Below are 13,183 nucleotides of genomic sequence, written 5' to 3' on the forward strand. Positions count from 1 at the left end.
CTCATGACAAGAATGGCACGCCGTGGTGCGGCGGTGACAGTGTTGGCTGCGTGCGCGACGCTCGCGCTGGCCGGCTGCGGGACGACGAGTGAGCAGACCGGAGGCAGTGCGGAGGCGGGCAAGCCGGAGAAGTGCGGCGCCGACGGCAAGTACACGATCGGGATGAGCCAGGCGAACCGCGGCGAGCCCTACCGCGTCCGCATGGACGACGACGTGCAGAAGGCCGGCTCGAAGGTGCCCCAGTTCAAGGTCGAGCTCGCCGACGCGCAGAAGGACAGCGCCAGGCAGGCCGAGCAGGTGCAGACCTTCATCACGCAGAAGGTGAACCTCATCATCGTCAGCCCGAACGAGGCGGCGCCGCTCACCGATATCGTGAAGAAGGCCTACAACGCGCGAATTCCGGTCATCGTGCTCGACCGGAAGACCACCACTGAGGACTACAACCAGTGGATCGGCGCGGACAACATCAAGATCGGTGAGGCGGCCGGAAAGTACTTCGCCGAGAAACTGCTTCCGCAGGGCGGCGAGATTCTCGAGATCCGGGGTCTGTCCAGCTCGACCCCGGCCGGCGAACGCGGTGACGGGTTCCGCAAGGGTGCCGGCGACAAGATCAAGATCGTCGCCCAGGCCGACGCCGAGTGGGAGCGCGACATCGCCGTCACCAAGGCCACCGAGCTGCTGCGCAGCCACCCGAACATCAAGCACGTGTACGCGCACAACGACCCGATGGCCGAGGGTGTGTACAAGGCCGCTGAGCAGCTCGGCCGCAAGGACATCGTGGTCACCGGCATCGACGGCCTGCCGATCGACGCCGGCGGCATCAAGGCGGTCGAGGCCGGCCGGCTCGCCGCCACGTTCGTCTACCCGACGGCCGGCAAGGAGGCCATCGAAACGGCGAAGAAGATCCTGGTCGACTGCCAGTCCGTGGCCAAGCAGCAGCTGCTGCAGACCGAGCTGGTGTCCAAGGAGAACGCACAGCAGGTTTACACCCGATTGAACGCGGGCTGAACCGTATCGCGGCCTTCACCCACTCGTTAGGGTGATAGCTGCGTGTGCTCAGCCGTACACTGTCCGTACGACGAGGGGAGCTTTTCCCATGCGATCACGTTCACCGCGTTCCCCCCGTCGCACGGATGGTGGAGAGTCCCCCGGAGGGGACTCGGGCCCCTCGGGCGGAAGACGGTGGGCGGTGGCCCTCGCGGCCATCGCCCTGTCCCTGGTCATCCCCGGCACCACGCCGGCGAGCGCGCAGCAGCAGCTGCCGCAACCGCCGCGCGTGCCCGGGGTGACCGCGGCCCTCGCGGACAAGGGGCCGATCGGTTGGGACGTGTACCGCACGCTCGACGGCGCGGCACGGTTACGCGCGGGTTCGCAGGTCAAGCAGTTCTCCAGCTACGACCGCACCGGCGGCAACGACGACGGGTTCGTCGGCACCTACTCCTGCTTACGGATCACCGCCGCCGGCTGTGTCATCGCGGAGAAGACCGGCGCGGGTCAGATCGAGTCGATGTGGTTCACCCGCGACTACGGCTCGATGGTCAACACCGGCCGGATCCGGGTCGAGATGGACGGCGTGACCGTGCTGAACGCCATGCTCCAGGACGTGGTGGACGGCAAGCGCGGCGCACCGTTCGTGTGGCCGCTGGTCGGCAACGGCAACGACACCTCGGGCGGCGCGGTGATCAAGGTGCCGATGCCGTACGTCAACTCGATGCGGGTCACCGTCCAGCACAACCCGCTCTTCTACCACGTGAGCTACCGCGAGTTCGCCGACCCGATCGGCGTGCGCACGTTCAACCCGGCCGACCGCGCCGACGACGTGATCACCAACCTGCGCGGGTTCGGCGTCCGTGACCCGAAGCCGTTCGTGCCGGGCGCGCCGGTGCAGGCGAACACCAAGGACGTGGCGCCGGGCGCGGCCGCGTCGTTCATGGACCTCAAGGGCGCCGGCTGGATCAACCAACTGCGAGTGCGGCTGCCGCAGGTGGTGGCCAGCCCGAGGGTCGTCAGCGACGGTCGGGCGTTCGGGCCGAGCGGCGGGTCGAGCTTCCGGGCGAACATCCACCCCGGCAACAGCGGCGTGCGCATCACCAGGCGGTACGACCCGCTGATCGCCGACCAACGCACCCGGCTCAAGGTCGAAGGCCGGGAGATCGCCGTACTGGACAGCGGTCCGAGCCGGCCTGGCCTGTGGGACAACCACATCATCGAGGTGCCGCAGGCGCTCACCGGCGGCAAGTTCCAGGTCAACGTGGCGACCGAGTTCATCTCGTCCAGTCTCGACGTGAACGAGTTCCGCTACGACGTGCACTCCAAGGTCGGCAACGACTGGGTGCGCACCGACATCATCGACGTCGGACCGGGCCACACCAGCGAAGAGGCGGCGCACGGCTACGTGATCCGGCTGCAGACGTGGAACGGCTTCCGCGCCTACCGCTACCCGTCCAACCCGGACGAGCTGAGCCGCTCCGACGCCGTGCTCAACGACGCGCGGCTGCGCATCACGTTCGACGGCAAGTCCACAGTGGACGCGCCGATCGGCGAGTTCTTCGGCTCCGGGCTGGGCGAGCACGACGTGCGCAACCTGATGACCACGATCGACGGCTCGTTCGACGGCTGGTACCAGTCCTGGTGGCCGATGCCGTACGCGAAGGGCGCCAAGGTCGAGATCGTCAACGGCAGCGGGATCCCGATCACCGGGGCCACCGTGGAGGTCGCCACGAAGGCCGACTCGACCGTGCCGGCCAAGCTCAAGCCCGGCGGTTCGCTCGGCTACTTCAACGCGACCCACCACCGAGGGCAGACGGTGAACGGCGCGGACTGGGTGTTCCTGCAGACCAACGGCCGGGGCCTGTTCTACGGCGCCACGCACTCGATGCGCGGGCTGATCGCGGCCGGCAACCGGCGCAACTACCTCGAGGGCGACGAGCGCGTTTACGTGGACGGCGCGGCCAGTCCGACGCTGTACGGCACCGGCAGCGAGGACTACTACGAGTCCGGGTGGTACTTCCGGGACGGCACCACGTACGCGATGCCGCTGGCCGGCAACCCGTCGCACGAGATGGACGGTGACGGCTGTCAGTACGACTGCACCGGCGCGTATCGGCTGCTGGTGGGCGACGCGGTGTCGTTCGCGACGTCGCTGCGCTTCGGCATCGAGCACGGGCCGGCCAACAACGAGCCGGGCGACTACGGCTCGACCGCGTACTGGTATGGCCAGCCGGACGTCGGGCTCACCGAGACCGATGGCGTGGACGTGACCGACGAGGCCAGCCGCACGGCGCACAAGTACACCGCGGTGAACGAGACGCGGTCGGTGCTCGAGTCCACGTTCGAAGGTGACAACGACACCGCGCCGATCCGCCGGGGCACCACCACGGCGACCGGGCCGGTCGAGTTCACCGTCGCGGTCAAGCAGGACAACGCCGGTGTGCGGCTGCTGCGCCTCGGCGACCAGGCCACGGCGTACCAGCGGGCGACCGTACTGGTCGACGGGCTGGCCGTGGGCACCTGGATGCAGCCGTTGGGCAACAAGCACTCGCGCTGGCTGGAGGACTCCTTCGAGCTGCCGTCGTCGGTGACCTCGGGCAAGGCGTCGGTGACCGTGCGGATCGAGCCGGAAACGGGCGCGCCACCCTGGTCCGCATCCCGCTACCGGGTGCTCACCCGCTGATCGAGCCCGGGGTTTGTGGGTCTTCAAGACCCACAAACCCCGGTTCGGGGTGTCCGCAACGACGGCAAACCCCGGTGGTCAGGCGCGGCTGGATGAGCCACGTTCGATGAGGCGGGCGCTGAGCGTGGTGGTCGTGGCCGCGCGATCGCTGTCGGCGATGCGGGCCAGCAGCAGCTGGGCGGCCACCGTGCCGATCTCGTAGGCCGGCTGGGCGACCACGCTGAGCGGCGGGTCGACCAGCTTGGCCCAGGAGACGTCGTCGAACGCCACCACGCCGACGTCCCTGCCCACCTGTTTGCCCAGCTCGTCCAGCGCTTCGAGCACGCCGATCACCATCGAGCTGTTGGCCACGAGCAGCGCGTCCGGCGGGTCGTCCTGCGACATGAGGCCCACGGTGGCGGCCTTGGCACCGGCCGCCTTGTACTCGGTGCGCCGCACCAGCCGCGCCGAGCTGCGCTTCTTGGCCGAGCGCACGGCATCCCGGTACCCGGCGAGCCGGTCGTCCGCGGTGCGCACGCCGGCCGGTCCGGTAATGCAACCGACCTGCTCGTAGCCCTGGGCGAACAGGTGTGCCGCCGCCTCCTTGGCGGCCATCCTGGTGTCGACGAGCACCATGTCGTGCTCGTCGTCGGGCAGCGGACGGTCGACGGCGACCACCGGCATGCCGCGGTCGGTGAGCCGCTTGGTGTTGGTGGTCGTACTGGTGGGGGACAGGATCACCCCGGCGACCCGCTCCTGGATCGCCACGTCGATGTAGCGCCGCTCCTTGTCGCCGCTCTCGTCGGAGTTGCACAGCACGACCGAGTACCCGACCGCCTGCGCCACATCCTCGACACCGCGGGCGATCGCGGTGAAGAACGGGTTCTCCACGTCGGAGATGATCAGCGCGAGGACGGCGGCCTCCTGACGGCGCAGATTGCGCGCCGGTCCGTTGGGTGAGTACCCGAGTTCCTCGGCTGCCGCGAACACCCGTGCGGCCAGCTCGGGGTCCACCGTGGACTTGCCGTTGAGCGCTCTGGAGACCGTCGCCGTCGACACACCCGCCATCGACGCGACGTCGCTTATCGTCGCCACGACCGCCCCACCTCCGACCTATTGACAGTTGCCTGACGTGCAGAATAGCGTCTGAGAAAACGATTACTCAGAACACGCGCGAATGGCCGGACCTGTTGCCATCACAGGAGGATCAGTGGCTCGCATCGGCGTCATCAACATCTCGGACGGCCGGGACTACGTCCACTCCGGCATCGCCGACTTCATCAGAGGCAACGAGGACAAGCTCGTGCAGAGCCTCGAGGCGGCCGGCCATGAGGTGGTGAGAGGTTCCGCTCCGGTGTCCGCGAACTCCGTGGCGACCTCGGTGGCGCGCGAAGTGCAGGCCGCCGATGTCGACATCACCGTGCTGCACTACTGCGTCTGGGCGTTCCCGCACTTCACGATGCTCGCCGCCGGCCAGATCAGCGGCCCGTTGCTGCTGCTGGCCAACATCGACCCGGTGCAGCCCGGCATGGTCGGCATGCTCGCCGGCGGTGGCGCGCTGGACCAGATCGGCCGCCGGCACACCCGCCTGTGGGGCGACCCGACCGACAAGGCCGTGATCGACGCGATCGGCGTGCACGCCTCGGCCGCGGGCGCGGTGTCGAGCCTGCGCGGCTCGACGTTCGGCCGGATCGGCGGCCGTCCGATGGGCATGAACACCGCCGTCGCGGCGACCGACCAGTGGCAGCGGATCTTCGGCGTCGACGTCGAGGAGATCGACCAGTACGAGATCGTGCGCCGCACCGAGCTCGCCGACCCCGCGGAGAAGCGCAAGGGGCGCGAGTGGTTCGAGCGGCACGCCACCGTGCACTACGACGGCAAGAAGCTCACCCCCGAGCTGCTGGAGAAGCAGGTCGGCTCCTACCTCGCGATGCGCTCGCTGATCGACGAGTGGAACCTCGACTTCACCGGCATCAAGGGCCAGCCGGAGATGACCCAGTACTTCGCCACGATGGACATCGTCGAGGCGGTGCTGAACGACCCGTACGACTGGAACGGGCCGAAGGAGACGCACGTCTGCGCCACCGAGGCGGACATGGACGGCGCGCTCACGATGCAGATCATGAAGCACATCTCCAAGACGCCGGTGCTGTTCGCCGACGTGCGGCACTACCACGGCGACAAGGACATCTGGGACCTGTGCAACTCCGGTCAGCACGCCACCTGGTTCGCCGCGCGCAGTGACGACCCGGCCGAGAACCTGGCGAAGGTGAACCTCTACCCGGAGGTGTTCTTCTTCCCGGCGGGCGGCGCGTCGGTGCAGCACATCGCCGCCGCCGGCCAGATGACACTCGGGCGGCTGACCCGCAACGACGGCAAGTACCGCCTGCAGCTGATGCTCGGTGACTTCGAGGAGTACGACAAGGAGACCACCGAGTCGCTGATGAAGATGTCCACGCCGGAGTGGCCGCACGCGTGGGCCCGGCTGGACGCACCCGGCGAGGTGTTCCTGTCGAGGTTCGGCGCGAACCACATCCACGCGATCCCCGGTGACCGACGCGCCGAACTGCGCGCCGTTTGTGAGTTGCTGGACATCACCCTCGACGAGTTCACCCGGGGCTGACAAGAGAGTGTCGGGCAACCTGATGTGGTGGTCGGGCAGGGCACGCCCAGGCGGCGCTCGGTTAATGCGGGACACCCGCACCCGGGACATGCGTTGTCGGTCGTTCGAGTATGACCAATACGAGTCTCTCCCTCCGCCTTGTAGCTCATCCACCTGGACGCGCCCGGGTGGCCAACCTGCGATGTGGGTGAACTGAATGGATGGATTGCTGCTCGGCGTCGACATCGGCACGTCGAGCTCCAAGGGTGTGCTCGTCAGTCCACGGGGGACGATCGTGGCGCGGGCAAGCCGTCCGCACGACACCTCCTACCCGCATCCGGGTTGGGTGGAGCACGACGCGGAAACCGTGTGGTGGCAGGACTTTCTGGTGATCACCCGTGAGCTGGTGGCCGCCGCGGACCAGCCGATCATCGGCCTCGGTGTCTCCGGCATCGGCCCGTGCTTCATGCCGGCCGACGACGCGGGTGCCCCGCTGCGCCCGGCGATCCTGTACGGCGTGGACACCCGCGCCGGCGTGGAGATCGATGAGCTGAACGCCGAGATCGGCGCCGAGGAGATTCTGCGCCGGGGTGGCACCCCGCTGTCCTCGCAGGCGGTCGGGCCGAAGGTGCGCTGGTTCGCCAAGAACGAGCCGGAGCGCTACGAGCGCACCGCGATGTGGTTCATGGCCAGCTCGTACCTGGTGCACAAACTGACCGGGCGGTACGTGCTCGACCACCACTCGGCCAGCCAGTGCGACCCGATGTACGACCTGCGCGAGGCGGAGTGGGCCACGGACTGGTGCGAGCGCATCGCACCGGGACTCTCGCTGCCCGAGCTGGCCTGGCCGACCGAGGTGGTCGGTGAGGTGTCGGCCGAGGCGGCGGCGCTAACCGGTCTGCCGCAAGGACTTCCGGTCACCGCGGGCACGGTGGACGCGTGGGCCGAGGGCACCAGCGTCGGCGTCACCGACCCCGGCGACGTGATGGTCATGTACGGCACCACGATGTTCCTGATCCAGGTGCTGTCCGACCCGAGCCCGCACGCCGGCCTGTGGACCACCCGCGGCGCGTTCCCGGGCACGTACTCACTCGCCGCCGGAATGGCCACCTCGGGCGCGATCACCGACTGGCTGCGCAAGCTCGTCGGCGGCGAGTTCGGCACGCTCGTCGAGGAGGCGGCCGCCGTGCCGGCCGGCAGCCGAGGGCTGTTGCTGCTGCCGTACTTCGCCGGCGAGCGCACCCCGATCTTCGACTCGGAGGCGCGCGGGATCATCGCGGGCCTCACGCTCGGCCATGGCCGAGCCGAGTTGTACCGCGCCGCGCTCGAGGGCATCGCCTACGGCGTGCGGCACAACCTGGAGGCGATGCGCGAGGCGGGCGGCGGGTCCACCCGGCTGGTCGCTGTCGGCGGTGGCACGCAGGGCGGGCTCTGGACGCAGATCGTGACCGACGTGATCGGCGCGGAGCAGCAGATCCCCCGGGAGACGGTGGGCGCGTGTTTCGGTGACGCGCTGCTCGCCGCGACCGCACTCGGCCAGGACGTCGACCGGGAGCAGTGGAACCCGGTGGAGCAGACCGTCCGGCCGGACGCCGGCCGGGCACGAGCCTACGACGAGTTCTACAAGCGGTACCGGGAGCTGTATCCGTCCACAGTGGACATCGCGCACTTCCTGGCGGCCGAGCAGCACGCGGCCGACGCCGAGGGCTGACGAAACAAGTCTCGGAGTCCGTGCAACCGACGAACGTCGGGTCTCCGTCCTGGGTGCATGAACACCGACACAGGATGGTGGTTAAGACGCGCGGGCGTCGCCACCGTAGCGGCCGCGACGGCCGCAGGGGTGGTCGTGGCCGTGACGGCCGGGACCGGGACCGGATCGTCCACGCCGGACGCGCCGGAGATCGCGCTGGTCTCCTACGACTCGTGTGAATCAGCGCTGAACGGGCTGCGATCGGCGGCGAGGCCGTACATCGGCTCCAACGGGTGGAACAGCGGTGGGTACACCGACGCCATGCCCCGTGCGCCGAGGGAGGCCAACGGGAGCGACAGCCGGGCCGCCGCCGAGTCGTCGCCGGGCTCGACCGGGTCCGCGCCCACCGACGCGCCGAAGCACTCCACCACGAACACGCACGAGGCCGGCGTGGACGAGCCGGACCTCACCAAGACCGACGGCCGGCGACTGATCAGCGTCGTGGACGGCAAACTCCGCGTGCTGGACGTCCGCGGCCGCACGGTCACCGCGACCGTGCCACTGCCTGAAGGCGGCCAGCACCAACTGCTGGTGCAGGGTGACCGTGCGCTGGTCGTGACGAAACAGCCGATGTACCGCGCCGAGCCGGCGATCCGCGGTGTGCCGGACGCGCGACCGATGCCGACGCCGGTGCAGGGGTCGACGCTGACGTTGATCGACCTCGCCGGCACGCCGAAGACGATCGGCACCCTCAAGCTCGACGGGTCCTATGTGGACGCTCGTCAGGTGGGCAGCACGGCGCGGGTCGTGGTGCGGTCCACCCCGCGCATCCCGTTCACGCGGCCGGCTTCCGGCAAGTCGCGCGCCGAGGCGGAGCGCGAGAACCAGGGCATCCTGGACCGGTCGACCATCCAGGACTGGCTGCCGCGCTACGAGCTCGAGGCGGGCGTCGACCGGCGGCAGGGCCAGCTCGTCGAGTGCGCGAACATCAAGCACGCCAAGGAGTTCACCGGCAAGTCGATGCTGACCGTGCTGTCGGTCGACCTGACCAAGGAACTCGGCACGGGCGAGCCGGTGTCGGTGGCCGGCGACGGCGAGACCGTGTACGCCACCGGGACGAACCTGTACGTCGCCGACGACCGCGCTGGCACGACGATCATGCCGCGCGGCGGCGTGCCGGGCATGCCGACGCCCATGCCGCCGCGTGAGCAGCGGGTGGACGTGCACCAGTTCGACATCGGCAAGCCGGGCAAGCCGGACTACGTCGGGTCCGGCAGCGTCGAGGGGCGGCTGCTGAACCAGTACTCGCTGTCCGAACACGACGGCAACCTGCGGGTGGCGACCACGACCGGCCAGCCCTCCGCGCGATCCGGCAGCGGGTCGGAGAGCCGGGTGACCGTGTTGCGGCGCAACGGAAGCACGCTCGGCGAGATCGGCAAGGTGACCGGTCTCGGGCCGGGGGAGCGGATCTACGCGGTGCGGTTCTTCGGTCCGGTCGGCTACGTCGTGACGTTCCGGCAGACCGACCCGCTGTACACGCTGGACCTGTCCAACCCGACCAAGCCGCGCACGGTCGGCGAGCTGAAGATCCCCGGCTACTCGGCATATCTGCACGCCGCCGGCCCGGGCAAGCTGATCGGCGTCGGTCAGGACGCGACGACCGAGGGGCGGCGGCTGGGCACCCAGGTGTCGCTGTTCGACGTGGCGAACCCGGCGGACCCGAAGCTGCTGAACGCGCACAAGCTGGCCGGTACGACGTCCGAGGTGGAGCGCGACGCGCACGCGTTCCTGTACTGGCCGGAGGACGGGCTGCTGGTCGTCCCGGTGCGCGGGTACGGCTCGCGGTCCGGTGAGCAGCCGGTCAACGGTGCGCTGGTGCTTCGCTTGTCCGGCAACGGGTTCACTGAGGTCGGCACGATCGAGCACCAGGCGCGGGCCTCCTCGACGAGCTACTACGGCGAGCAGATCCGGCGCGCGATCGTGATCGGGAACGAGCTGTGGACGGTGTCCGCGGCGGGCGCGATGGTCAGCGGCAAGGACCGCGTGGCACAGCAGGGATGGGTGCCGTTCGCCTGACCAGCGAGCAGGAGTGAGTGGGTGTTCGCCGTCGGGGGGAACACCCACTCACTTCGTCGTACGCCACCGAATCGGCAGGCTCTTGATCCCGTTCTGGAAGTTCGACCGCAGCCGCACCGGCTCGCCGGCCAGCTCCACCTGGCCGAGCTGATCGAGTACCGCGGCGAACATCGCCCGCATCTGGACCTTGGCGAGGTGCGCGCCGAGGCAGAAATGCGGGCCGTGGCCGAACGTGAGGTGGTCGTTCGCGGTCCGGGTGATGTCGAACGCCTCCGGCTCGGCGAACACGCTCTCGTCCCGGTTGGCCGAGGAGAACCACACCACGACCTTGTCGCCGGCCTTGATGTCCACATCGGACAGTCGGGTGTCCTGGGTGGCGGTGCGCCGGAAGTGCATTACCGGCGTCCACCAGCGCAGCATCTCCTCGACCGCGCCGGGCAGCAGGTCGCGCTCGCGCAGCAGCAGGCGGTACTGGTCCACAGTGGACAGCAGGGCGAGCATTCCGCCGGGCAGGCCGTTGCGCAGGGTTTCGTTGCCCGCCACGGAGAACAGCCAGAACAGGTTCTCGAACTCGGCGAGCGTCACGGCGCCGGTGCTGTCCCGGTGCCGCATGAGGTTGCTCATCACGTCGTCGCCCGGGTTGGTCCGCTTGTAGTCGCCGAGCGCGTTGGCGTAGGCGTACAGATCGGGCATGCCGTCCCTGGTTCGCGGGTCCGGCATGCGGCCGTCCGGGCCCGGTACGGGGCGCAGGTCGAGCGCCGCGCGCGCCATGTCGGTGGCGCCTTCCGCACGCTCGTCGCTCGCGGCACTGGTCGAGTACTCGGCGTCCTGGTACCCGATGACCCGGTTGCTCCAGTCGAACATGAGCCAGCGGTCCTGTGGCGGCACACCGAAGATCTCGGCGAGCGTGAGCAGCGGCAGATCGGCCGCCACGTCTTTGGCGAAGTCGCACTCGCCGCGCGGCGCGACCGCGGCGACCAGTTCGTGCGCCCACCGCTCGATCTTGTTCTCCAGCCGGGCGATCGCGCGGGGTGTGAACGCCTTGGTGAGCAGGCCGCGGATCCGCGAGTGCTCGGGCGGGTCCAGGTTCAGCATCATGCGGCGCACGTAGGTCAGCGCCTCGGGGGTGGCCGGGTCGCGGATCTGGGTCGCGCCGAGCTGGGAGGAGAAGACGGCCGGGGTGCGGAGGACCTGCTTGACGTCGGCGTGCCGCAGGACGGCCCAGAATCCGGGGCCCTCCGGCCAGTGCTCGACGGCCGGCTCGGGCATCCGGATCACCGGCGAGTCGCGGCGCAGCGCGGTCAGTAGGTCGTGCGGCACGCCGCGCGTGTAGGTGTCCGGGTCGATGATCGTGTCGAGCGCGGCGGTCATGCTCGCATTCTGTACCGAGGTGGTGTGGGTACGGCAAGATCCGTCGGGTGGACACGGAATCGCGGCTCTACGTCGAGCGCCACGGCGAAGGCGGGCCGACCCTGGTGCTGCTGCACGGGCTCGGCGCGACCGGCACGGTCTGGCGCGGACTCGGCGAGGTGCTCGCCGACCGGTGGCCGGGCCGCTGGCTGGTGGTCGATCTGCCCGGACACGGCCGCTCCGCGCCCCTGGGCAGCTATTCGTTCGGCGGGATGGCGGCGGCGATCGCGCGTGAGGTGGACGGCGATCCGGTGGTGGTGCTCGGGCACTCGCTCGGCGGCGTGCTGGGGCTGACCCTGGCCAGTGGCTGGTTCGGGGTTCCGGTGGCCGCCGCGTGCGGGCTCGGCATCAAGATCGACTGGACCGGCGACGAGCTGGCCAAGGCGGCCGGGCTGGCGGCCAAGCCGAACCGGGTGTTCCCGACGCGGGCCGAGGCGCTGGACCGGTCGCTCAAGGTCGGTGGGCTCGCCGGGCTGGTCGCGCCCGAGTCCGACGACCTGTCGCCGAGCGTGGTCGAGGCGGACGGTGGCTGGCGGCTGGCGCTGGATCCCGGTGCGTTCGGTGTCGGCGCACCGGATATGACCGGGCTGCTCGCCGCGGCACGGGCGGACGTCGTGCTGGCAGCGGGGGAGCGCGATCCGATGTGCCCGCCGGATCGGTTGCGGGCGGTGCGGCCGGACGCGGTGGTGCTCGACGGTCTCGGGCACAACGCGCACGTCGAGGATCCGGCGGCACTGTGGCCGTTGCTGGAGCGGCTGTTGGACGCCGTGCGCGCCTGATCGTCCACTGTGGACGTGCACGCGGAGCCGATGTGCTTGTCCCGCAACGGGTATCGGCTCCGCGTGACGTGCCGGCGACTCAGTTCACACCGAGCAGGTCCACCACGAAGATCAGGGTCTCGCCCGGCTTGATCGCGCGGCCGGCGCCGCGGTCGCCGTAACCGAGGTGCGGCGGGATGACCAGCTTGCGACGGCCACCGACCTTCATCCCGGCGACACCCTTGTCCCAACCGGCGATCACCGTGCCGCCGCCGAGCGGGAACTCGAACGGCTGGCCGCGGTTCCAGGAGGCGTCGAACTCCTCGCCGCTCGAGTGCGACACGCCGACGTAGTGCACGCTGACGGCGTTGCCCGGCGCGGCCTCGGGCCCTTCGCCGACGGTGATGTCCTCGACGAGCAGGTCCGTGGGCGGTGTGCCGTCGTGCGGCTCGACGACGGGCTTCTCCAGTGCCATGGGCTCCTTCGGTTGACGTTTTGTTCGGCACCACCCCATCACGGACGCGCTCGCGCCCTGCGGACTACCCGGTACTCGGCGTGCCGGGGTCGACGCTGCGCTCGAAGAAGGTCTCCAGTACGACGACGGTCTGCGTGCCGCTGACGCCGGGGATGTCGTAGAGCTTGCGCAGGCAGGCCTGGATGTCCTCGGTGGTGGGGACGCGGATCTTCACCAGAAGGCTGGCCGGCCCGGCGATCACGTGCGCCTCCTGCACCTCGGGCAGCGCGGCGAGCTCGTCGGCCTTGTCGCCCATCCACCTGGACGACTCGATCAGCACGTACGCGCAGACTCCACGGCCTACCGCCGCCGGATCGACCTCCACGGTGGTGCGGCGGATGACGCCGCGGTCGCGGAGCTTGCGCACCCGGTCGTGCGCCGAGCCCGCGGACATGCCGACGACCTCGCCCAGCGTCGCGTAGGACGCGGTCGCGTCCCGCTGGAGCGCCGCGATCAGCTTCCGGTCGGTGTCGTCCATCAC

General features: G+C 69.8%; 10 protein-coding genes. 6 read left to right on the forward strand and 4 right to left on the reverse strand.

Translation table 11 applies throughout. The features are described from left to right. The first annotated feature begins 33 nt into the window (after nucleotides 1–33). Nucleotides 34–1,008, forward strand: a complete 975-nt coding sequence (locus EV193_RS06875) for a substrate-binding domain-containing protein (RefSeq protein ID WP_341273141.1) — start codon at nucleotides 34–36, stop codon at nucleotides 1,006–1,008. Between the two features lie 181 nt (nucleotides 1,009–1,189). Then, a complete protein-coding gene (locus EV193_RS06880; RefSeq protein WP_242613185.1) occupies nucleotides 1,190–3,673 on the forward strand; it encodes a glycoside hydrolase family 172 protein in 2,484 nt (827 codons plus the stop codon). A gap of 78 nt (nucleotides 3,674–3,751) precedes the next feature. On the opposite strand, the gene EV193_RS06885 is transcribed toward EV193_RS06880, so the two are convergent. Further along, nucleotides 3,752–4,747: a LacI family DNA-binding transcriptional regulator gene (locus EV193_RS06885; RefSeq protein ID WP_130343163.1), complete on the reverse strand. Its 996-nt coding sequence runs from the start codon at nucleotides 4,745–4,747 to the stop codon at nucleotides 3,752–3,754. Between the two features lie 115 nt (nucleotides 4,748–4,862). On the opposite strand from EV193_RS06885, the gene EV193_RS06890 reads away from it, so the two are divergent. The 3 genes from EV193_RS06890 to EV193_RS06900 all read left to right on the forward strand — a co-directional run bounded on the left by EV193_RS06890 (nucleotide 4,863) and on the right by EV193_RS06900 (nucleotide 10,020). Then, nucleotides 4,863–6,275 carry an L-fucose/L-arabinose isomerase family protein gene (locus EV193_RS06890; RefSeq protein WP_130343164.1) on the forward strand — a complete coding sequence of 471 codons (1,413 nt, stop codon included), beginning with the start codon at nucleotides 4,863–4,865 and terminating at the stop codon, nucleotides 6,273–6,275. Nucleotides 6,276–6,471: 196 nt separating this feature from the next. After that, nucleotides 6,472–7,965, forward strand: a complete 1,494-nt coding sequence (locus tag EV193_RS06895) for an FGGY-family carbohydrate kinase (protein WP_130343165.1) — start codon at nucleotides 6,472–6,474, stop codon at nucleotides 7,963–7,965. A gap of 141 nt (nucleotides 7,966–8,106) precedes the next feature. Beyond that, nucleotides 8,107–10,020 carry a beta-propeller domain-containing protein gene (locus EV193_RS06900; RefSeq protein WP_165401271.1) on the forward strand — a complete coding sequence of 638 codons (1,914 nt, stop codon included), beginning with the start codon at nucleotides 8,107–8,109 and terminating at the stop codon, nucleotides 10,018–10,020. A gap of 48 nt (nucleotides 10,021–10,068) precedes the next feature. Here the strand turns inward: EV193_RS06900 and EV193_RS06905 are convergent, their stop codons facing one another. Then, nucleotides 10,069–11,391: a cytochrome P450 gene (locus tag EV193_RS06905; RefSeq protein WP_130343167.1), complete on the reverse strand. Its 1,323-nt coding sequence runs from the start codon at nucleotides 11,389–11,391 to the stop codon at nucleotides 10,069–10,071. Between the two features lie 47 nt (nucleotides 11,392–11,438). On the opposite strand from EV193_RS06905, the gene EV193_RS06910 reads away from it, so the two are divergent. Next, the gene (locus tag EV193_RS06910; protein ID WP_130343168.1) at nucleotides 11,439–12,209 is read left to right on the forward strand and encodes an alpha/beta fold hydrolase; all 771 of its coding nucleotides are present in this window, start codon (nucleotides 11,439–11,441) and stop codon (nucleotides 12,207–12,209) included. Between the two features lie 79 nt (nucleotides 12,210–12,288). Here EV193_RS06910 and EV193_RS06915 read toward each other — a convergent pair whose 3' ends face one another. Further along, a complete protein-coding gene (locus EV193_RS06915; RefSeq protein ID WP_165401272.1) occupies nucleotides 12,289–12,663 on the reverse strand; it encodes an FKBP-type peptidyl-prolyl cis-trans isomerase in 375 nt (124 codons plus the stop codon). A 64-nt stretch (nucleotides 12,664–12,727) separates the two neighbouring features. Further along, nucleotides 12,728–13,180, reverse strand: coding sequence for an Lrp/AsnC family transcriptional regulator (locus tag EV193_RS06920; protein WP_207222537.1), 453 nt, complete (start codon nucleotides 13,178–13,180; stop codon nucleotides 12,728–12,730). Nucleotides 13,181–13,183: the final 3 nt, after the last annotated feature.

Source organism: Herbihabitans rhizosphaerae (assembly GCF_004216555.1).
GTDB lineage: Bacteria > Actinomycetota > Actinomycetes > Mycobacteriales > Pseudonocardiaceae > Herbihabitans > Herbihabitans rhizosphaerae.